The organism is Prevotella falsenii DSM 22864 = JCM 15124 (genome assembly GCF_000613945.1).
GTDB classification, from domain to species: Bacteria; Bacteroidota; Bacteroidia; order Bacteroidales; family Bacteroidaceae; genus Prevotella; species Prevotella falsenii.
Genome location: NZ_BAJY01000038.1, coordinates 1 through 22,085, shown reverse-complemented (window position 1 = coordinate 22,085; position 22,085 = coordinate 1). Strand labels below are relative to the sequence as shown.

Below are 22,085 nucleotides of genomic sequence, written 5' to 3'. Positions count from 1 at the left end.
GTATATCATTAGAGAAGATAATGCCATCTTGGGCTACAAAGTCTTTATTCTCTGTCGGAACCTTGTATTCCGCTACTTTCATACACGACTCAAAACAGCCTTCAAACATTCCTTCTTCTGTAGCCTTATCATACTTTTTAATATTCTTAGGCAACGTGATTGTTGTGAGTTCGGCTGCTTCATAAATCGCTGAAAGTTCCAATTTTGTTACTCCGTTCAAATCGATGGTCTTCAATTTAAGCGGTCTATAAAAGGCGTATGAAGCGATTGCGGTAATATCATCAGGTACTTTATAATTCTCTTCCGGTTTCGCTTGTGGGTAAATCATAAGCTCTTTGTCTTTAAAGAGTACACCGCCAATAACCTTGAAAGGCGTAGTACCGCCTCCGGCTATTGCAAATTCGGTGATGGTGGTTGTAGGAGCAATGGTTGGATAACCTACTGATATTTCCTTCAAATTCTTCGGGAAAACAACTTTAGTCAATCCGGAAACCAACCGAAAACCTGTTTTGATGATTTTAGTTACTTTGTCATTAACCGTGTAAACACCATTGTTCAACGTTACTTTCGATGGTACGGAATAAAGCGTAGTCATATCTTTTGAATAGAGTACACCTTCGCTGTCTGAAGTGTAGTTGGCATTATCAGCTTCCACAACACACTTAGGTACGCCGGTTACACTTGCCCACGCATTTTCCTCTATGGTAGCTACATTCTTGGGAATGTTGATGGTTTCCAAGTTAGCTCCTCTAAAAATATTCCTACCAAGATAGGTTATGGTTTCCGGCAATTGCACAGACGTGATGTTATCGGACCTGTAAAGCGGATGGTACTCTACTCCTGTAACGGTGAAAGTGAAATCGACGCTGTCAAATATCTCTTTGGGAATAACCAATTCACCTGCTTTCGAATTATCTGCACCCAAAAAATACAACTCCTTTTTGGCTACGGAAGCCACCTTATAGGTGAGCTTGTCGAACGTAACTATTTGTCCGTCCGTGTAAGCAAATAGCCCCATTGGTATTGCCGTAAACAGCAATATCAACAATAAAAATTTAGTTTTTTTCATCATTACTACTTTATATAATTTATATTTCTTGCTTTATATAGTTATTCGAAAGTTGAATGAAGCCGGCAAGGTTTTCCTGCGCATCGGCTATTTTCTTGTTCGCCGTTGCACATCGTCAGCTGTATGCCACATAAAAAAGAACTGCGAGAAACTATATTACCCCTATTCTCGGCATATTCCCGTTCTTGTTTGATACCATTATATCATTATTTCCGATTGATATAAATAAGTCTTATCTTGCTTCTAACAATTCTGTTAAGCGGCTCCTCAATGTTTTTTACGCCTTGCAGACATATATTTTTCATAATATCCTGCTTCTATTTCCTTAAACAGTAATATATTATAAGGGTTTTCAGAGGTTATATCTCTCTTGGCAGGAGGGTGGTTCTATGAAAATTCAAGTGCAAAGTTAAGCATTTTGTCCGATATAAACAACTTTTTTAAAGAAAAGAAATAAGGCGTTGGTTGGTTGCTTATGAAAGCCATAAATTCCGCTTAAACTTAGCAAGTGCATTAGCACGGAACAATAGAAAATTAATGGAGAAAACTTATTTGATAAGCTACAGTCAGACAATAATTGTGTAAACATTTTTCTAAAGAATATCTATTGTCTAATCCGCTTGTTATCAAGGCACGGTAAAAGCGTAGTTATCACTTTTTAACAGAATTTCTTTTACAAAATAAGGGCGAATATGGCGTAGGGAAAGATAGGATTTATTATACTCTTCCCTCTTCACGATAGGAGTAAAAACGTTGGTCGGCTACAATGACGTGGTCTATGAAATGTATGCGCATAGTGTCGGCAGCCTTTTTTACGCATGCCGTTATGTTGTCGTCTTCCTTGCTGGGCGAGGGGTTGCCACTGGGGTGGTTGTGGCATAAGGCAATGGCGGTGGCGTTCTTCAGCAGTGCTTCTTTAAGAATTATGCGCACGTCGATGGCAGTGCCGGTGATGCCTCCGTGCGATATACACTTTGCTTCAATAAGGTCTAACTTTTGGTTCATCAGCAAAATCCACGCTTCTTCTACGTCCTTGTCTTGCAGTTTCGGGTGCATATATTTGTATAGGGCAGCAGCCGAATCGAGGGTAGGGCGTTTTGCAACGTCTGTTGCCTGTCGCCGTTTTCCCAATTCGCAGGCGGCAAGAATGGTAATGGCTTTTGCTTCGCCTATGCCGTTGTAGGTTGTAAGGTCGGTAATGGATAGCTTTCCAAGCGTATTAAGGTTGTTTTCGCAGTCAGCCAACACACGTTTCATCAGTTCTACGGCACTTTCGCGGGGCGAGCCTGAACCTATCAGAATAGCCAAGAGTTCGGCATTCGAGAGAGCTTCAGCCCCAAGGTTCATCAGTTTTTCGCGTGGGCGGTCTTCTTCTGCCCATTCATTGATGGTTAGTTTCTTCTTTTCCATCATGCAAGACTGTTATTTGTAGAAGTTCTTTTCGAAGGCTGCAAATTCGTCTTTCCCCTTTATGCAACGTTTCCACCACGCTTCGAGAAATCCGAAACCGTAGCCCATAAGTTGCACGAAAGCTGCACGAATGCTGAGAAAACCTATCTTTATGCTTTTGTTCTGAATAGTGCTATCCAACAAAATCAGAAGCGAATAGAGCAGGACGGGAATGATGGCACATATACAAAGGAATAAGCCAATGGCTTTCGATGCAGGAGAAAAAGACGGTGCAAACGAAAGGAAAAGTCCGATGCAGAAAAGCAAGGTAAGGAAGATGACGCCCACCGTGAATACCATTGGCAGGAGATGGACGAGCTTCAGCGATTCCGGATATTTCTTATAAAGGTTGATGCGTGCAATGCCCGAATTGTAAACTTGTCGATAGAACTTTCTGAAGTCGGTGCGACGCTTGTGCCACACCCACGCTTCGGGGAAGAGGCGGCAACGTTTTCCTGCCTTGAAAATGCGGATAGAAAAGTCTATATCTTCGCCGAAACGCATCTTGGAAAATCCTTCGAGTTCCATATAAACATCGCGGCGTATGCCATATTGAAAGAACGAGGATAGAACTTGTCTAATTTCTTCTTGCCACCACGAATACCGCCTGTTGTAAAGAACGATGTCATAGAGTAGGAAATCGCCTTTTGGGTGTCGGTAAACGATTCGTGGGCAGCGTCGGGACCGCCAAATGCGTCGGCAGGCTCACGGTTCAGTTCCTCTTCAATGGCATTCAGATAACCCTTGGGCAACACTACGTCAGAGTCGAGAATGAGCAAGTACTCGCCTTTTGCACGTTCAGCACCATAGTTGCGGCTTTGTCCCGGACCCGAATTAGGCTTCATGAAGTAGTGCAAATCGAGACGGTCGGCATATTTGCTGCAAATCTTGTCGCACGGTTTCTGCGAGCCGTCTTCCACGATGAGTACTTCAAAATCGGTGAAAGTCTGGTTCAATAAGCTCGACAGAAGTTCGTCTACTTCGTCCGGGCGGTTGAAAACGGGAACGATGATGCTGTATTTCATAATACTGGGGCGATGTTAGGGCGTTAAAAGGCGTTATAGAAAGAAGAAAAGGACAAAAAGGCGGGATTATCGTTCTTACCTTTTTGTCCTTTTGTTGTATTATGCGTTTACACGACCTAAGTAGCTTCCGTCGCGTGTATCAATCTGAATGACTTCACCTTCGTTGATGAACAATGGCACACGAACGACAGCACCGGTTTCAAGTGTGGCAGGCTTTGTTGCATTGGTAGCAGTGTTGCCCTTTATGCCCGGCTCGCTGTGTGTAATCTTCAATGTTGTCTTGACAGGCATTTCGGCTGAAAGGATAGTGCCGTCAGAAGTATCTGTAACAACTTCTACCACATCGCCTTCCTTCATATAGTCAGCACCTGTAATCTGATGGAGGGGGATTGGAATTTGTTCGAATGTTTCTTGGTTCATGAAAATGTAGCCCGTTGGGTCTTGGTAAAGATACTGATAAGGGCGACGCTCTACGCGTACATCTTCGAGTTTGAAACCTACTTGGAACGTACGCTCAAGTACACGGCCGTCAGATACATTCTTCAGTTTTGTAATCATAACGGTATTACCCTTGCCCGGCTTTCTGTGCTGAAAGTCAATGCAAGTCCAAATCTTTCCATCAAGGCGGATACATGTTCCGATTTTGATTTCCTGTGAATTAATCATAATCTTTTTAATATATAAATTGTTATTTGTTTGTTACGGAATAATTCGCTTTGCGGTGCAAAGATAAGCAAAATATAGAAAAAAACATAAATTATTTTACTAAAAAACAACCTTTTCTTGGTTAATTAAAAAAGAATGAGTAATTTTGCAGCCCATAACGTGGGATTATGTCTCGACGTGGTGTTTATATCGCATAATAACATAAAAAAGAATATAAAGCAATGAAAAGAACATTTCAGCCTCACAACCGTCGTCGTGTAAACAAGCACGGTTTCCGTGAAAGAATGGCAACAAAGGACGGTCGCCGCGTATTGGCAGCTCGTCGTGCCAAGGGTCGTAAGAAACTTACAGTATCTGACGAGCATCACGGAAAATAATCTGAAGGGCTTGCAGAAAATTAAGTTGAAAACGGAAAGAAGGAGAGGATATTCTTTGCTTCTTTCCGTTTTTTTCTTTAACTTTGCCCCTATAATAAGTTATTAATAAGGTAAGATGACATCAAAGGATTTCGTCCGTGGCTTTTTTAGCACCTACATTTGGGGAAATATCCTCGCAATAGCCATTCTCGTAACGATGCTCTCAATAGGAGTCAGATACGGAATTGACTATTATACCCACGTTGGCGAGTCTATCGTTGTGCCCGATGTAATTCATAAACAGTACGATGATGCACTCGATATAATGGACAAAGTGGGACTTACAATGGAGGTTGCAGATACCGGGTACGTAAAGGAATTGCCGCCGGACTGTATTCTCGAACAGACGCCGGCAGGCGGAAAGCGTGTGAAGTCTGCACGTGTCATCTATGTAACCATTAATGCTGCCACCGCACCAACCCTTCCTTTGCCCGACCTTGCCGACAATAGCTCGCTTCGGGAAGCACAGGCTCTATTGCTTTCAATGGGTTTTAAAGTAGGCGACCCCGAATATATTTCAGGCGAAAAAGATTGGGTTTATGGTGTTTTGGTAAATGGAAAGCTCGCTCAGACAGGCGACCGTGTGCCCAACGATGCAGTAATCGTGCTGCAAGTAGGCGACGGAACGCGCGATGCAAACGATACAACGAGCCACCGTCCTGCAGTTCAATACGAAGAAATACAGGTGGAAGAACCCAAATACGAGGAGTATTACGATTGGGTAGAAGTACCTGTGGACGAGAATGGCAACGAAATAAAAGACGGCGACGGCACTCTGCCACGTACCGTACCGTCGGTTCCACCGCGGCAACCCGCATTGCCGCCCGACCATAATGCGCCCAAACCCACCGAATAAGCAGTATGACAGACGACGAGGAATACTTTGACGACGAGCTGATTGACAATCTTTTGGACGCAGGCGAGGCTGCTACTGATGGCGAAGAACTCTACGAACACTTTCGTATAGAGGTGGACAAAGGGCAAGATGCTGTACGAATAGACAAGTTTCTGTTCGAGCGAATGCAGCATTCCAGCCGCAACCGCATACAGAAAGCTGCCGATGCAGGCAGTATCCATGTAAACGGAACTCCTGTAAAGAGTAGCTACAAGGTGCGACCGAGCGATGTTATCACCTTGATGCTCGACCGTCCGAAGCACGATAACACCATTATCGCAGAGGATATACCGCTTAACGTGGTGTACGAGGACAGCGAAATCATGGTGATAAACAAGCCCGCAGGACTTGTTGTGCACCCCGGAGCAGGCAATTTCCACGGTACGCTCATCAATGCAATTGCTTGGCATCTGCGCGATTTGAAGGATTTCGACCCTAACGACCCTGCTGTAGGATTGGTTCATCGCATTGATAAAGATACAAGCGGACTGCTTTTGATAGCCAAGACCCCCGATGCAAAGACGTTTCTCGGTAAGCAGTTCTTCAATAAAACTACACATCGAAGCTACACCGCCTTGGTTTGGGGAAACTTTATTGAAGAAGAAGGGCGCATAGAGGGTAACATTGGGCGCGACCCAAAGGACAGACTGCGCATGAATGTCTTTGCTCCTGACTCAGGAATAGGCAAGCCTGCCGTTACACACTATCGGGTTTTGGAACGCTTTGGCTACACTACGCTCATCGAATGTGTACTGGAAACAGGGCGAACTCACCAAATTCGTGCGCACATGAAGCACATTGGGCACCCGCTTTTTGGCGATGAACGCTATGGAGGTACGGAAATACTGCGCGGACAGCGCACCGGCACATACAGAGCCTACATACAAAACTGCTTGAAGTTGTGCAACCGCCAAGCCTTACACGCACAGACGCTCGGTTTTGTCCACCCCCGAACAGGGCAGCAAATGGACTTTACAAGCGAGCTTCCCGACGATTTAGCAGCCGTAATAGAGAAATGGCGAAATTATATAAACGGTAAACAAGAACTATTGTGAGTTTCTTCGATAAGAATCCTTGCAAGGTTAAAAACAAAAGAATATAGAATGAAAGATATGAAACGTACAATAGCCATCGTTTGTGGTGGTGATTCCTCAGAACACGACGTCTCTCTCCGTTCTGCACAAGGATTGTATTCCTTCTTCGACAAAGAGCGTTACAACGTCTATATAGTAGATGTAAAAGGCACAGATTGGCATGTAAACCTTGACAACGGGCACGTCGCAGCTATCAATAAAAACGATTTTTCGTTCAATAACGATGGTCAGACCGTCTTTTTCGACTATGCGTACATTACAATACATGGCCGTCCGGGCGAGAATGGTATAATGCAAGGATTCTTTGAGCTAATCAACATTCCCTATTCTACTTGCGATGTGCTGATGTCGGCACTCACTTTCGATAAGTTTGTGTTGAACCGGTATTTAAAATCATACGGTATTCGTGTGCCGGAAAGTATCTTGCTGCGCATTGGAGATGAGTACGACGAAAAAGAAATCGAAGAGAAGATAGGTATGCCTTGCTTTGTTAAGCCTGCAACCGACGGTAGCAGCTTTGGCGTTTCAAAGGTAAAGAATGCCGACCAAATAGCTCCTGCCCTTCGTAAAGCGTTCATGGAAAGTTCGGAAGTTATGGTTGAAAGTTTCCTCGACGGTATAGAAATCACGCAAGGCATTTATAAAACGAAAGAGAAATCGGTTCCGTTCCCCATCACAGAGGTGGTTACGAGCAACGAATTTTTCGATTACAATGCTAAATACAATGGGCAAGTAGACGAGATAACGCCTGCCCGCATCAGCAACGAGTTAGCTGAAAAGGTAACAGAAGTAACTTCTCGTATCTACGATATTCTGCATGCGAACGGCATTATCCGCATCGACTACATCATAACGAAGGACAATGATGGAACGATGTTATCAATATGCTCGAAGTAAACACCACGCCGGGAATGACAACTACAAGTTTCATTCCGCAGCAAGTACGTGCAGCAGGTCTCGATATTAAGGACGTGCTGAGCGATATAGTGGAAAATCAATTCTAAACACATATTTATATAAGGCGCAAACCGTAAGGGTTGCGCCTTTGTTGCTTTATGGCGACACTCCAAGAATAGGCAAACACATAGTAAAACAAGTTATGAAGACACCATCTGAATTTAGCGATATACGACCTTTTGAGCCTGAAGAACTGCCCGAAGTCTACAACAGACTGCTTGCAAGTGAGCAGTTTCGGCAAGTATTGAACTATCTTTATCCCAATGTCCCCATTGAGGCTATTGCGCAGAAGATGCACCAATGTAAGACCAGTCTTGAGTTTCAGAAGGTTTTTGCTTATCCTTTCCTCCAAGGACTCATCGACAAGGCAAGCACGGGTTGCGATATGGACTCGTCGGCAATCGACAATACGAAGCAATATACCTTTGTAAGCAACCACCGGGACATTGTGCTCGACTCGGCTTTCCTTTCAAAACTGCTGATAGACAATAAGTTTGCAACTACTTGCGAAATAGCTATCGGCGACAACTTGCTGTCGTTACCGTGGGTGCGCGACTTGGCACGACTCAGCAAGAGTTTCATCGTGAAGCGCGGACTGACACCTCGCGAACTGATGCAGGCAAGCATAAAGATGGCGCGCTATATGATTTTTGCACTTAAGGAAAAGCACGAAAACCTGTGGATAGCGCAGCGCGAAGGGCGTGCAAAGGATTCTAACGACCTTACACAGAAGTCTGTTCTTAAGATGTTTGCATTGGGGGCAGAAGGCACATTGCTCGAAAAACTGCAGCAATTCCACATTGTTCCGCTCGCCATTTCTTACGAATACGACCCTTGCGACTATCTGAAAGCTGCCGAAATGCAGGCGAAACGCGACGATGCGAATTGGAAAAAAGGTCCGATGGACGATGTTGTAAGTATGCAAACCGGAATTATGGGCTACAAAGGCACTATTCATTACCACGCAGCCCCTTGCATCGACGAATATTTGGAAACGCTGAAAGCGGCTACGGATATGTCGAACGGACAACTGTTAGATGCCATTTGTCTGCATATCGACAAGGAAATACACCGCAACTATCGCCTTTATGCTAACAATTATGTTGCGCTTGACGAACTTGAAGGTACAACAGCTTATACCGACAAGTACACCGCCGAAGACAAAGCGAAGTTCGATGCCTACCTCGAAAAGCAGTTGGCAAAGATAGAATTACCCGATAAAGACGAGGCGTATCTTCGCCAACGTATGCTCGAAATGTATGCAAATCCTACTCGTAATTACCTAAAGGCAAATGCGTAAACATATATTCTTCTTGTTTGTTACAGCCCTTGTATCGGTTGCCTGCACCAACGACGCTTTCAAAACGGGCGATTCGGAATATTCTTATTTGCGTTCCGACTTCGTTGAGGCTGCTACCGACGGCACTGTCGCCTTCGTTTCGGCAATCACCGACGATGGCGATACGCTTTCGCTGCGCCCTCCTTTGCGTGCAAAATGGGCGACGAGCCCCGATACAACCTATCGGGCACAATTGCTGTATAACAAGAAAGATGCAGAAATAGAACCCGTCTTAATCTCTAAAGTGTATGTCTTGACGGTTCAGCAACAGCCTAAGACCGAAACCATAACTACCGACCCGCTTGGCTTTACGAGTGCGTGGCTTGCTAAAACAGGCAAGTACATCAATCTCGAATTGGCTTTGAAGACAGGTAAAATCGATGCCGCACAGCAACCGTCGCAGTCGTTGGGCATAGCGTTGGAGGCGGTTGAGGCTTTGGAAAATGGTGGAAAGAAATACAAACTCCGCTTGCTGCACAAGCAAAACAATGTTCCCCAATACTACACGGTGCGCACTTTCGTAAGCATTCCTACGTCGATTTTCCACAAAGGCGACAGCGTAGAGCTGCACATAAATACATATAAGGGCGAAGTTATCAAAAGTTTTATAATAGGCAACAAGCAGATAGGGACGTGATTTATCACGTACCTGACACCGAAAAAATGCAGTTTTGCCTAGAATCTCTAGCTTTCCTAGAATCCCTATAAACATTAAGCCGACACATAAAAATACTCTTGTTTTTGTAAATATAATTCGTTTAAAAAATGATAATTTCGATTTGGCATTGCGAAACCGTAGGTTTTGCGTTGTAAAACCTACGCTTTTACCGTGCAAAACCTACGGTTTTAGAACGCAAAACAATAGGTTTTGCAATGCGTTGATAACAAGGTGGTTACGCAATAGTTATGTTTGTGAAAAATATTTACGTTTTCAACGCCCTCTTTTCGTTCCTCAAACAGATGTTTGTCATCAATTTTCCACGCTCCAAACGCCTATGTTTTGCAAGGCTGTTTAAACCCAAATCGTTCGTTAGAGTCCTTGACTGATTTTGTTCGATTGTTGAGCAGATGTGCCGGCGTTTCATCGAAGGCGTAGCGGGCTATGGCGAGATGTAATGGCTGCGCAGATGTCGGCAAGCGGATTAAAGCAGTAAGGAAGCATGACGGTAATAACAAATCCAAGCAAATGCGTCCTAATGACTGATTTGGGTTAAAATGTTTAACCCAATAAGAAAAGGCAAGCGAAACTGTTTTCGCTTGCCTTTTTCTCTGTCGGGATGACTGGACTCGAACCAGCGGCCCCTACGTCCCGAACGTAGTGCGCTACCAACTGCGCCACATCCCGATATGTTCAATTTTGCCGAATACTATTATATTCTTTTGCAAAGTTATAAAAAAAAGTAGAACTACAGAAATTTTTGCCGAATAATCGAATAAATATTCTTGTGTTTCTACTTATTTTTTATTTTATAAGTAGTTTGCTCATGTAGCGTACAGGATACCAAACGGCAAGCCAACCAACGATGATGACTGTAGCGAAAATGCCGACAATGTCCCACGGATGCACACTGATGGGATAGGCATTTACCACAAAATTGCCTGCTTGGTCGCCTAATTTCACCAATCCGTAAGTCTGTTGCAGCCAGCAAAGCAGCAGTCCGGTGGCAATGCCGATGATGGCTCCGGCAGCCGAAATCATACGTCCTTCAAACAGAAACACTTGGTTTATTTGTTTGTCGGTAGCCCCCAGATTGCGCAAAGTCTGTACATCGTCTTTCTTGTCTATCATCAACATCGAAAGCGAGCCTATGATGTTGAAGCACGCCACCATAAGAATGAAAGTAAGGAAGACATAGGCGAAGAGCTTTTCGATGCGCATAATGTTGAACGTATCGGCTTGTTGCTCGTATCTGTCTTTGACAATGAACTTGTCGCCGCTGATTTTTTCTATATCGTTCTTTACTTTATCAATATCTTCGCCGGCCTTAAGGCGCAGTTCGAGCGAAGTTATCTCGCCCTGACGGTTGAATATTCTGCGTGCAAAAGCCAACGATGTAACGATGTAATTGTTGTCGTACTTCCCCTGTTTCACCTGAAAGACAGTCCTCGGCGATAGCAACGAGTCTGCCACGAAAGCGTTTGTCGGGTTCGATGCGTCGTATTGCCCTTTGCGTTGCGGTGCGTAGATGTGCAGATAGTTGTTCCATTCTACGCCGGTGTTCAGCTGTTGCGCCACGCCAATGCCGAGAACACCGTAGTCTAAGTTGGCTACGTGCAGTTTAAACTCCCCCTCTCCGAAAAGAATATCGCTGATGTGGGTGAGCGAATCGAAATTGTCGCCTACCCCTTTCACCATTACCATCATCTGTCTGCCTTGGTATGTAGCCAGTGCTTGGTCGGTTACACATTCCGTAGCAACCTCTATGCTTGGCAGCGACTTTATCTTTGCAAGTGTGGGGTCGTCTGCCGCTATCGCTTTTCCCTTTGCCGCTTCCACCTTTATCTGTGGGTCGAAGTTGGTAAAAAACGATGCCACAAGGTCGGAAAATCCGTTAAATCCGCTCAATACCACGACCAATGCCATTGTAGCAACGGCTACGCCAATCACTGAAATCAAACTGATGACATTGATGGCGTGGGTGCTTTTCTTAGAAAAAAGATAGCGTCGGGCGATGTAAAAGGGGAAGCTCATTACTTTTTCAATAATTCGTCGATGCGCTCAATATAGTCTAACGAGTCGTCAATGAAAAACCTTAGTTCGGGAATAATGCGCAGCTGATTGTGTACGCGCTGCCCGAGGTCGTAGCGTATCGTCTTTTCGTTTGCGTTAATGTTCTTCAACATCTCTTCCGCCTTGTCGGAAGGGAATATGCTCAGATAAGCGGTGCAGATGCCCAAGTCGGGACTTACCTTTGCACGAGTTACGCTAATCAACACACCGTGCATTGTGCGTGTTTGACTTTGAAATATGCTTGCCAACTCTTTTTGTAAGAGGCGTGCTATTCGATTCTGTCTTGTTTCTTGCATTTTGTACTTATTTTATTGCAAATGTACTGCAATTCTCTCACATATCAAAATAAGCCTTTGAAAATTAACATAGCTTTTGCGTAGAATGGGGTTGGTATTTCTTTCAGGAAAAAGTTCTTTTACTTTTCCGTTTGTATATCGTTGTTTATTAGTTGATTATGTGATTTTGCAGTGTTGAGGCTTTAAAATAATTGTATAAAAGAATGTTAATTATACAGATAGAGTAGGGGTTTTGCTTTTTTCGCTGTTTTATAATCGAAGTTCAGCGGATACTTCAAGAGTTAGTAATGAACTTTTTAAATACAATATATGCTTTTTTCTACAGATTAAGTTAATGTAACTATGTGATGAATAAGTTGATGCCCTTCGTTGTTGAAATGCGGGGCACCACAAAAAAGAGAGACGAAACTGTCTACAAACCCTGAAGGTAAACTGAAGCTGAGTAGAATTTTAATCATTTTTCGAAAGGTCTGAAGAAAACCAAGAACCTACTTAAATATAATCTACAAATCGGAGAGAGTGCATCTGAAAAGATGCGCTCTCAATGTTTTTTGTATGCAATGACTGTTCTGAACCGTTTGTAATGAATGTTCTGAAGCGTTCTGTGTTTGCGTTAAAAAAACACTATTTGGGCTTAAATTGAAAGAAAAATACTATATTTGCGAAGAAACAAAGGAACGATTAAGCAGATATAAAAGAACGATTATGCAGAAGTATGCCGATTATATTGAAGAAATTGAGATAGATTCGCTGTGGGCAGGCTTGAAGCACATACGTTGGACACTCGACCGAAAGGTAAATATTCTGAGTGGTATCAACGGCGTGGGCAAGAGCACTATATTGAACAAGGTGATAAAAGGGCTTTCGCAAGGAGGCGAATTTCCCAGCCACATGCTGAAAGGTGTGCGCATAAAAGTGTCGCCCGAAGATGCAAAGTGGATAAGGTATGATATTATTCGCTCGTTCGACCGCCCGCTTTTGAATGTTGAAAGCATAAACAAAGCGGACTTGAACCTTACTACCGAGCTTGACTGGCAGCTGTTCCAACTGCAAAGAAAATATCTCGACTATCAAGTAAATGTAGGTAACAGAATTATAGAAGCACTGCAAAATGGCAATGGAGAGGCTGCTGAAAAGGCGCAAGCCTACTCTGCACCGAAGCGATTGTTTCAAGATATAATCGACGAATTGTTTGTAGAAACGGGCAAGAAGATTGTGCGTACGGAAAACGAAATACGCTTTTCGCAGGTTGGCGAAACGTTGTTCCCTTACCAACTGTCGAGTGGCGAAAAGCAGATATTGGCAATTTTGCTCACCGTTTTGGTGCAGGACGGGCTGCCTTACGTCTTGTTCATGGACGAGCCGGAGGTGAGTATGCACGTAGATTGGCAAAAGAAACTTATCGCACTGATATTGAGTTTAAATCCGAATGTGCAAATCATACTCAGTACGCATAGTCCGGCAGTTATCATGGACGGATGGATGGACAAGGTAACGGAAGTCAGCGAGATTACCATAGAATAAGTCGAAGGAGGACGAGCGATGGGAAAACGGCTTAAAGAAAATTTGTCGTCGGCTTACCTTGATGCGGCAAACCGCCTGAACGGGCGCAATGCACGGAAGCGGATAGTGGCGTATGTGGAGTCGTACGACGATATATTCTTTTGGCGCACGGCACTTAGCGGATTTGAAAACGAGCATCGTTATTTCGAGGTGATGCTGCCTTCGCGCCATACGCTTACGAAGGGGAAACGCTCGGTACTGATGAATTTGATTTCGGAAAATGTCGGCGAAAGTATGATAGCCTGCGTAGATGCCGATTACGACTATCTCTTGCAGGGTTCTACGTCGATGTCGCGTGCCGTAAATCATAGTCCTTACGTGTTTCATACTTACGCATACGCCATAGAAAATTTGCAGTGCTATGCAGGCAGTCTGCACGATGTGAGTGTTGCTGTTACGCTGAACGACCGCGTTATTTTCGATTTTGAAGAATATCTGCGTCTTTACAGCGAAGCTATTTTCCCGTTGTTCGTGTGGAGCGTATGGTTTTACCGGAAAGGAATTTACGGAAAGTTTACCATTACCGATTTCAACCATATCATAGAAATGGGCAACTTCAACTTTCAAACGGCTTATCCGAGTATAGAGAAGCTGCGCCGAAAGGTGGCAAGGAAGATACGGCAGTTTCAGCACGAATACCCCGATGCCAAGGAAACCTACTTGGCTGTGAAGGAAGATATAAAGCGATTGGGGGTAACGGCACAAACCACTTATTTGTATATACAGGGGCATCATTTGTTCGACAATGTGGTGGTGCCCGCTCTGAAAAGGGTGTGCGACAAGCTTATACGCGACCATGAACAGGAGATTTATCGCAATGCGCGACACATTGTACAACGAAGAAACGAGCTTTCAAACTATAATCACAGCATAGAAGAAATTGTACCGATGCTGCGGCGCAACGTGGGCTATGCCAACAGTGAACCTTATTTGCGTTTGAAAGCCGATTTGAAAGATTTCTTAGACGGAAACAGCGAGGAGTAAAATAAGCTGTTATTTCCGTTTTCCATATCTACTTCTTTAATTTTTTTGATAAATATGGCGTCATATTCAGTCAATTATGATGCTGTATTTTGACAATTATGACTCCATGTTCAGTCAATTATGACGCTATATTCGGTTAAGTATGATGCCATGTTCAGTCAAGTATGACGACATATTCGGTCAGGTATGACGCCATGTTCTGACAAGTATGACGTCATGTTCGGATAAATATGACGTCATATTCGGACAAATATGACGTCATATTCGAGCAAATATGACGTCATATTTTGGGAAATATGACGTCATATTTTTCACGCACTGATAAGTCGTTGAAATAGAGTAGATAAGAAGTGCCTTTCCTGTACAGGTTTTCTCTCTAATTTTCTTTCCAGAAAGAAGGGGTGAAAAGTACCAAAACCGAGAAGAGTTCGAGACGCCCGACAAGCATCAGGAACGAGCTAATCCATTTGGCAAAGTCGGGCAATTCGTTCCACGACATTGTCGGACCAATCTCTAAACCCAACGTAGGTCCCACGTTGCCAAGGCAACTTAGCGTTATCGTCATCGAATTGGTGGAGTCGATGCCTGCCGCAATCATCGTAAAGGCACAGATAAGGGTAAGAAAAAGGTACAAGCCGATGAAGCCCAACAGGGTTACACGCTTGGACATTTGAACATTGTAGCCGTCTATTTTCATCGGCAGGACGGCATTCGGGTGGAGTATTTGGCGAAATTCGTTCTTCACAACCTTCAGCAACATCACGCCGCGAATGCTCTTGATGCCACCGCTTGTAGACCCCGAAGAACCGCCGAAGAACATGCAGGCTGCCAGCACCACCCACGTTACATGAGCCATTTGGCAGCATCGTCGCTGTAAAGTCCTGTGGTAGTGATGAACGAAACCACTTGGAAGACCGAGCTGCGGAAAGCATGCTCCACTTCGTAGTTGCGTTGGAAAATGAGTTCCAGCATGATAAAGACAGTGAAAGCTGCAATCATCGTTGTGTAAAACTTAAACTCGCTGTTCCTGAACAGTTGTCTGAACTTGAAACCGGCCACCGATGTGTAAAGCAAAGTGAAGTTTACGCCCGATAGGAAGCAAAAGATGGTGCAGACATACTCTTCGGAGGGCGAATGGAACGTAGCTATTGAGCCGCTTTCCGTACCGAAACCACCTGTTGCGGTGCTTGTCATGGCATAGTTGAAAGAGTCGAACCAGTTCATGCCACACACTTTGTAGCTCAATATACATGCCACGGTGAGTACAAAATAAACTATCCAAATCCACTTGGCACCCGTGCTGAGACGAGGGTGGAGCTTACTCTTAATCGGACCGGTAGACTCTGCTGCAAACACTTTGAGCGAACCTCCGACAAGCGAAGGAAGTATGGCGATGGTGAAGAACACAATACCAAGACCGCCAATCCACTGCGTCAGCGAACGCCAGAATAGCAAACCCTTCGGTAAATGTTCAGGATAGTCCACGATAGTGGCTCCGGTGGTGGTAAAACCCGACATTGTTTCAAAGAAAGCATTGGTGAAATTCGGAATGTCGCCACTGATTAGGAAAGGCAAAGTGCCGAAAAGCGAGAATATAACCCACGCTACTGCCACCACAAAATACGCATCTCGGCGACCGATGGTGTTGTCGGCGTGTCTGCCCATCAAACGGAAGACGGAGCCTGCCGCTACGGTGATGAGGATAGCCCACAGGAATGCCGCAATATCGTTGTCTTTATACCACAGCGAAACGAACAGGCAAAGCGACATCAGTAAGGCTTCTATGCCTAAAAGCGCACCTAATATTTTCGATATAGTTTTCAGATTGAGCATTGCTAACCTTTCTTACAGTCTTTTAATTGAACAGTTGTTCCACCTTTTTCATATTGGCATTGTAGCAGAATACGACCACAATATCGCCCGCTTCAATCTGTGTATTACCCGAAACGAGCATACCTTCTTCGCGGCGAACCAGTCCGCCAATGGTCATTCCGCTTGGCAAATTCATATCCTTGATAGGCTTTTGCGTTATCTTCGAGCCTTGAACGGGAATAAACTCGGCAACGTCGGCATCGACAGACATAAGGAAACGCACATTGTCTACATTGGCATCGAGCAGCATCTGATAGATGTAGCCTGCGGCAATGGCCTTCTTGTTGATGATGGTACCAATATCCAAGTTGGCTGCCATGTCTACATAGTCGAAGTTTTCTACCGATGCAATGGTCTTCTTCACGCCCAAACTCTTGGCAGCCAAACATGCAAGAATGTTTGTTTCGGCATTCGGCGTAAGCGCAACAAAGGCTTGCGTGTGGCGGATACCTTCTTCTATGAGTAAGTCGGTATCGCGTCCGTCACCATTAATAACCAGTTTCGACTCGTCGAACATATCGTTTAGGTATTCGCAACGTTCGATGCTTCTTTCTATAACCTTTACGTCCATGTATTCGGGCATTATTTTCACCGAACGGACAGCCGTGCGTCCGCCACCCATAATCATAACGTTCTTCACGTCTACATAGTGCTCTTTGCCCGTGAGTTTGCGTATGTAGGGTATGTATTCCTTAGTCGTCATGAAGTAAGCAAGGTCTTCTTGCTTCAGCGTTTCGTTACCATCGGGAATGATGGTTTCGTTCCTGCGCTTGATGGCTACGACATGGTAAGGGTCGCTGGGACCACTTATTTCCCTGAGTGGCTTGTCTAATATCTCGCAAGTCTTGCGGAGCTTTATGCCCAGCATAACCAATGCACCGCCTTGAACGTCCCAACGTTGGCGAACCCACGACATTTTCAGTCCGTTTATGATGTCTTTTGCTGCCAAGAGTTCGGGATAGATGAGACTGTCGATGCCCAACTGTTTGAAAAGCTCTTGGTTCTTAGGCTCCATGTATTCAGGGTTGTCAATCTTAGCCACTGTCTTTTTTGCGCCAAGATTGTGGGCCATGGTGCAGGCTGTTATGTTGATGGTCTCTTTGAGGGCTACCGCGATAAAGAGGTCGGCATGCTTTACACCTGCTTCCTTCAGCACTTTTATGCTTGTTGGCTTCCCTTGCAACGTGAGAAGGTCGTAGTCCTGACCTATCTTGTTCAGGTTCTCTTCTTGCTCGTCGATAAGTATAATGTCGTACTTGTTGCGAGAAAGAAACTGTGCCAAATAAGTTCCAATGGCGTATGCTCCTGCTATGATTATCTTCATACCTCTGTTATATGTGTTGCTTGCAATCTTTTTTCTATTTCCCGCTTTATGCTGTCCTTGTCAATTCCGCACAATTGGCGGAGTTGCTGCACTGTTCCTTGTTCTACGAATTGGTCCGGAAGGGCTAATCTTTGCACGTGTATGTTATGGTTGTGCTCGTTCAGCCATTCCATAACAGCAGTTCCGAGTCCGCCATTCTTCGTTCCGTCTTCCACAGTGATGACTTCCGAGAAGTTCTGTCCAACCTCTTCGAGTATGTTTTCGTCTATTGGCTTCAGGAAACGCATATCGTAGTGGGCTATGCGTCCTGCGCTTTTGCCTTCTTGCTCTATTTCTTCGATGGCTTTCAGCGTATCGTGTCCCATAGGTCCAATGGTGAGAACGGCTACGTTTTTCGTAGTTTCCCCTTTTTTGTGGGCTAATATCTTGTCGTAAAGTTTACGTCCGGTACCTACTTTTACTTCTTCTAATGGGCACTGCCAATCTACCAATGCTCCACCACCGCGAGGGTATCTTATCACGAAAAAACCTTTCTCGGGCAGTTGGGCGGTAAACATAAGCCGGCGCAATTCGTGCTCGTTCATTGGCGAAGCAATGGTAACGTTCGGAATTGGTCGCAGGAAAGCCATATCGAAAGCACCGTGGTGGGTTGCTCCATCTTCGCCAACAAGTCCTGCGCGGTCTAAGCACAGTACAACGGGGAGATTCAAAATGGCAGCATCGTGAATGATGTTGTCGTAAGCGCGTTGTGCGAAAGAACTGTAAATGTTGCAGAATGGCTGCAAACCGTCCTTTGCCATACCTGCCGAGAAGGTCATGGCGTGCCCTTCGGCAATGCCTACGTCGAAGGTGCGGTCTGCCATTTCCTTCATCATAATGTTCATCGAGCAACCTGTTGGCATGGCGGGTGTAACGCCAACAATGCGCGGATTGCTTTTTGCAAGCTCTAAAAGGGTGTGCCCAAATACATCTTGGAACTTTGGCGGCTTATTGCTGCTGTCTTGCACAAGACGCTTTCCTGTTTCGGGGTCGAACTTTCCGGGTGCATGCCACACAGTTGCACTCTTCTCGGCAGGTTTGTACCCCTTGCCTTTTATGGTGTGCAGGTGCAGCAGTTTTGGACCTTTCATATTTTTAAGTTGGTTCAACACCCTTACCACTTCTTTGACATCGTGCCCGTCGAATGGTCCGAAATAGCGTATATCCATACCCTCGAAGAGGTTCTGCTGTTGGGCAAGAGCCGACTTAATGGCATTATTCAAACGAATAATGCCCTTGCGCCGCTTGTCGTTCAGTATGCCTTTGGCGTGCAACCATTGCGATGCCTTGAAACGAAGCCTGTTGTAAGTTTCGTTTGTATCGAGATTGAGCAGGTATTGTTGCATACCGCCAACAGCTCTGTCTATCGACATGTCGTTGTCGTTCAAGATGATGAGCAAGTCGTTGGGTTGGCTCGAAGCATTGTTCAACCCCTCGAAAGCCAAGCCACCGCTCATTGCACCGTCGCCGATAATGGCTACTACGTGGCGTTCGGGGTGGTTTGTCATTTTGGCAGCTACTGCCATTCCCAATGCTGCCGAAATGGAATTGGAAGCATGCCCGCAAGTGAATGTGTCGTATTCGCTCTCTTTTGGAGAGGGGAAAGGCATAAGCCCGTCCTTCTTTCGGTTTTCGCAGAAACATTCACGGCGATGCGTTAAAATCTTGTGGCCGTATGCCTGATGCCCCACGTCCCATACAATTCTGTCCTCAGGTGTATCGAAAACATAATGGCACGCTACGGTAATTTCGATTGCGCCAAGACTCGATGCAAGATGTCCAGGGTTTACAGCCACCTCCTGAATGATATCTTTGCGCAATTCTTCGCATAATATAGGAAGCTCGTCTATGCTCAATTTCCTTAAATCGGCAGGCGAGTCAATCTTGTTTAGAAGTTTGAAAGTATTCTCGTTCGACATTATTATAATGTGATAACAGGTGCAAAGGTACTCCAAATAGCTTGAACGGCAAAATAAATATAGGCGAATTTAGGGTAATACCGATTTATTGCGAGCAGCCGATGGAATAGTTTACGGTATGTGCATAAAGGTTCGGCGGGAATTGAGAAGTACGGCAGTTTTCTTTAAGAATAATACGGACAGATTGGCAAGAAATGTCTCCGGCTTTGTAAAGATAATTCTGTTAAAAACTGATAACTGCGCTTTGGCGTTGCGAAACCGTAGGTTTTGCAACGCAAAACCTACGGTTTTACCGTGCAAAACAGCCGCTTTTGGAATGCAAAACAATAGGTTTTGTAACATGTTGGTAATGAAGATGTTAAGCGATACAGTATCTTTGAAATTTTCTTTACATTTTTATGGCCTTGTTTTCGATTATGAAACACGAAATATGAGAGAAGCTATATTGCTCAAAAATGTATGAAAAGGGAGACTGTTTTATAAAAGAAAGAGGACAAGTCAGCGATGACCTGTCCTCTTTTGAATTATGAATTATCAAGTGTGTGTTCTTCTTTTTCTTGTTGTTGATAGACTTGATATTGTCTTATTAGCGATTCAGTTTGAACAGCAAAGGTGTGTTTCCTGTTTCGCTTGCAATACGTTGCTCGCCGAGGTACATACCTGCCATTTGAATGATTTGCATTGCCAGTTTGTCCTTTCCGACAGCTTGTGCTGCCGAACTTTTGCTATTAATTAGAAAAATAGTCTTTACTTCCTGCGCCTTGCCGTTGTAGTTTATTTTGAAAGTAGCAGGAAGCGGATTTACTAACATTGTTACAGGGTCTTTACGCATAAAGCCTATGTTGCATTTTAGGTCGATGGTTCCTGCTTCTTCTATTGCTTTCTTCAGATTTCCGTTTTCTAATATTCCTGCAAGTGCCTTGGTTGGCAGGTTTTTAACAGTGAGCATAGAACCAGAGTTGAGGCTTACCGAAACGGGCAGACTGTCTTTTTCTAAATCATGTGAATTGTTTTTCCTCTTGTTGAAAAACACGTATCCCGTGTATTCGCCTTTTACACTTTCGTATGCAGCTTGGGCTTCTGCAGGAGTAAGCTCGTTTTCTGGGTCGTCAGTGTTGCACGATGCTATGCCGAGCATTGTTATGCCGACAAATGCAATCAACATAATTTTGTTTAAATACTTCTTCATAATTGTTCTTTGTACCTTTTGTTGTCTTTTCTATTTATTATGTATTAAATGGAAAAAGCAGAAAAACATTGCTTCTATTGTGTGAAAAAATGAAAAAGAGCAGATATTTTCTGCCTTTTTAGATAAAGACGTTTATGTATTTCTACATTATCTTTTGTTGCTTGCTTTATTCTCTGTTGCCGAAGAAACGGAGCAAATAGAGGAAGAGGTTGATGAAGTCTAAGTACAGACTCAGCGACCCAAGCAATGCTATCTTCTGTGCCGATTCGCCTGCATCGGGTGCAAGCATTACCATTTTCTTAATCTTTTGTGCGTCCCAAGCAGTTAAACCTGTAAAGATAAGCACGCCTAAACCGCTGACAATCAGGTCAAACATACTGCTGCGGAAGAACATGTTTACCAAGCCTGCAATGATTAAGCCAATGAGTGCCATAAACAAAATTCCCCCCATCTTGGTTAAATCCTTCTTGGTAGTAGTGCCCACAATTGCCATTGCAGCGAAAGTTCCTGCCGTAATGAAGAAGGTTTTGGCGATGGAAGTTGTAGTATAAGCTGCAAAAATCCAGCCCAAAGTGAGTCCGTTCAAAACTGAAAAAATGATGAACCACGTTGTGGCAACTGCCAACGATAGCTTCTGAATGCGTGCAGAAAGGTAGAAAACAATGCCCAATTCTGCTAAAATGCAAATGAATAGTGGTGCCATTCCGTTGTAAAGCATCATCAGCTTTGCTTCCGATGTACCAACACCGTATGCCACAACGCCCGTAATAGCCAGTGCCATTGTCATCCATGTGTAAACCTTGCGCATGAGTAAAGGCCATGTGCGCGACATTTCTAACTCGCTATAGCGGTCGTTACTCGTTCTTGAAAAGTTGTCAAAATCCATAATTTGTCTTTTTTTATTTTGTTTTTTCTCTCTTGTATCGCAAAGAATATGCCAACTAAGCATTAAGAAAGCATATCTTAAATTATTCTGCAAATATACTTCAAAGCAATGATAAACGCAAATAACCACTTCTTTTTTATATTTCTTTTGTTTTTTCAATGCCAAAAATCTCATGCGATAAATGCCATTTTGATTTTTCCGAACCTAAAGGAGGCGGTGTCGTATCATTTTTCACGTTACCTTAATATCCTAAACCTCGCTATATATTATAATGTGTAATTTATTTTATTCATTGATTTATGTCAAATCCACCCTGCAAAACACAGTTTTTTTCATTTTTCTTTTGAAAATATTTGGTTCGTATTATTTTTT

Annotated in this window: 17 protein-coding genes, 1 tRNA gene and 3 pseudogenes; 8 read left to right on the top strand and 13 right to left on the bottom strand. The window is 44.1% G+C overall.

Annotated elements, in window-relative coordinates; translation table 11 throughout:
* From JCM15124_RS11165 to efp, 4 genes and pseudogenes are all read right to left on the bottom strand, one after another.
* The coding region (locus tag JCM15124_RS11165; RefSeq protein ID WP_156930714.1) for a leucine-rich repeat protein at nucleotides 1-1,072 on the bottom strand (1,072 nt) is incomplete at its 3' end.
* A 714-nt stretch (nucleotides 1,073-1,786) separates the two neighbouring features.
* Nucleotides 1,787-2,482 carry a RadC family protein gene (radC, locus tag JCM15124_RS11155; protein WP_024999478.1) on the bottom strand — a complete coding sequence of 232 codons (696 nt, stop codon included), beginning with the start codon at nucleotides 2,480-2,482 and terminating at the stop codon, nucleotides 1,787-1,789.
* A gap of 9 nt (nucleotides 2,483-2,491) precedes the next feature.
* Nucleotides 2,492-3,543, bottom strand: a pseudogene (locus JCM15124_RS14230) (glycosyltransferase family 2 protein).
* Between the two features lie 99 nt (nucleotides 3,544-3,642).
* Nucleotides 3,643-4,209: an elongation factor P gene (gene efp / locus JCM15124_RS11145; protein WP_014709075.1), complete on the bottom strand. Its 567-nt coding sequence runs from the start codon at nucleotides 4,207-4,209 to the stop codon at nucleotides 3,643-3,645.
* Between the two features lie 221 nt (nucleotides 4,210-4,430).
* Here efp and rpmH point away from each other — a divergent pair, with 221 nt between their 5' ends.
* The 6 genes and pseudogenes from rpmH to JCM15124_RS11115 all read left to right on the top strand — a co-directional run bounded on the left by rpmH (nucleotide 4,431) and on the right by JCM15124_RS11115 (nucleotide 9,547).
* Nucleotides 4,431-4,586 carry a 50S ribosomal protein L34 gene (rpmH, locus tag JCM15124_RS11140; protein ID WP_004354441.1) on the top strand — a complete coding sequence of 52 codons (156 nt, stop codon included), beginning with the start codon at nucleotides 4,431-4,433 and terminating at the stop codon, nucleotides 4,584-4,586.
* A gap of 115 nt (nucleotides 4,587-4,701) precedes the next feature.
* Nucleotides 4,702-5,481, top strand: coding sequence for a PASTA domain-containing protein (locus tag JCM15124_RS11135; RefSeq protein ID WP_024999477.1), 780 nt, complete (start codon nucleotides 4,702-4,704; stop codon nucleotides 5,479-5,481).
* Nucleotides 5,482-5,486: 5 nt separating this feature from the next.
* A complete protein-coding gene (locus JCM15124_RS11130) occupies nucleotides 5,487-6,575 on the top strand; it encodes an RluA family pseudouridine synthase (RefSeq protein WP_024999476.1) in 1,089 nt (362 codons plus the stop codon).
* Between the two features lie 48 nt (nucleotides 6,576-6,623).
* A pseudogene (locus tag JCM15124_RS14225) lies at nucleotides 6,624-7,618 on the top strand (D-alanine--D-alanine ligase).
* Between the two features lie 95 nt (nucleotides 7,619-7,713).
* Nucleotides 7,714-8,871 (top strand): 1-acyl-sn-glycerol-3-phosphate acyltransferase, encoded by a 1,158-nt coding sequence (locus JCM15124_RS11120; protein WP_024999475.1) that lies wholly within the window; start codon nucleotides 7,714-7,716, stop codon nucleotides 8,869-8,871.
* Nucleotides 8,864-9,547, top strand: coding sequence for a NigD1/NigD2 family lipoprotein (locus JCM15124_RS11115; protein ID WP_024999474.1), 684 nt, complete (start codon nucleotides 8,864-8,866; stop codon nucleotides 9,545-9,547). The genes JCM15124_RS11120 and JCM15124_RS11115 overlap by 8 nt, the downstream gene beginning before the upstream one ends.
* Nucleotides 9,548-9,903: 356 nt before the next feature.
* On the opposite strand, the gene JCM15124_RS16010 is transcribed toward JCM15124_RS11115, so the two are convergent.
* From JCM15124_RS16010 to rbfA, 4 genes are all read right to left on the bottom strand, one after another.
* A complete protein-coding gene (locus tag JCM15124_RS16010) occupies nucleotides 9,904-10,086 on the bottom strand; it encodes a hypothetical protein (protein WP_198019141.1) in 183 nt (60 codons plus the stop codon).
* Nucleotides 10,087-10,182: 96 nt separating this feature from the next.
* A tRNA-Pro gene (locus JCM15124_RS11105) sits at nucleotides 10,183-10,255 on the bottom strand.
* A gap of 117 nt (nucleotides 10,256-10,372) precedes the next feature.
* A complete protein-coding gene (locus tag JCM15124_RS11100; protein WP_024999473.1) occupies nucleotides 10,373-11,602 on the bottom strand; it encodes an FtsX-like permease family protein in 1,230 nt (409 codons plus the stop codon).
* Entirely contained in the window at nucleotides 11,602-11,937 is a 336-nt protein-coding gene (gene rbfA / locus JCM15124_RS11095) for a 30S ribosome-binding factor RbfA (protein ID WP_024999472.1), read from the bottom strand. The genes JCM15124_RS11100 and rbfA overlap by 1 nt, the downstream gene beginning before the upstream one ends.
* A 705-nt stretch (nucleotides 11,938-12,642) precedes the next feature.
* On the opposite strand from rbfA, the gene JCM15124_RS11090 reads away from it, so the two are divergent.
* Both JCM15124_RS11090 and JCM15124_RS11085 read left to right on the top strand, forming a co-directional pair.
* Nucleotides 12,643-13,461 carry an AAA family ATPase gene (locus JCM15124_RS11090; protein WP_024999471.1) on the top strand — a complete coding sequence of 273 codons (819 nt, stop codon included), beginning with the start codon at nucleotides 12,643-12,645 and terminating at the stop codon, nucleotides 13,459-13,461.
* A gap of 18 nt (nucleotides 13,462-13,479) precedes the next feature.
* Nucleotides 13,480-14,484: a DUF4435 domain-containing protein gene (locus JCM15124_RS11085; RefSeq protein WP_024999470.1), complete on the top strand. Its 1,005-nt coding sequence runs from the start codon at nucleotides 13,480-13,482 to the stop codon at nucleotides 14,482-14,484.
* A 376-nt stretch (nucleotides 14,485-14,860) separates the two neighbouring features.
* Here JCM15124_RS11085 and JCM15124_RS14220 read toward each other — a convergent pair.
* The 5 genes and pseudogenes from JCM15124_RS14220 to JCM15124_RS11055 form a co-directional block, all read right to left on the bottom strand.
* A pseudogene (locus tag JCM15124_RS14220) lies at nucleotides 14,861-16,317 on the bottom strand (TrkH family potassium uptake protein).
* A 22-nt stretch (nucleotides 16,318-16,339) separates the two neighbouring features.
* Nucleotides 16,340-17,680, bottom strand: a complete 1,341-nt coding sequence (trkA, locus tag JCM15124_RS11075) for a Trk system potassium transporter TrkA (protein WP_024999469.1) — start codon at nucleotides 17,678-17,680, stop codon at nucleotides 16,340-16,342.
* Nucleotides 17,677-19,638: a 1-deoxy-D-xylulose-5-phosphate synthase gene (dxs, locus tag JCM15124_RS11070; RefSeq protein WP_024999468.1), complete on the bottom strand. Its 1,962-nt coding sequence runs from the start codon at nucleotides 19,636-19,638 to the stop codon at nucleotides 17,677-17,679. Before dxs ends, trkA begins: the two co-directional genes overlap by 4 nt.
* A gap of 586 nt (nucleotides 19,639-20,224) precedes the next feature.
* Nucleotides 20,225-20,827, bottom strand: coding sequence for a DUF4840 domain-containing protein (locus tag JCM15124_RS11060; RefSeq protein ID WP_024999466.1), 603 nt, complete (start codon nucleotides 20,825-20,827; stop codon nucleotides 20,225-20,227).
* 166 nt (nucleotides 20,828-20,993) lie between these two features.
* Complete coding sequence (locus JCM15124_RS11055) at nucleotides 20,994-21,713, bottom strand: Bax inhibitor-1/YccA family protein (protein WP_024999465.1); 720 nt, start codon at nucleotides 21,711-21,713, stop codon at nucleotides 20,994-20,996.
* Nucleotides 21,714-22,085: the final 372 nt, after the last annotated feature.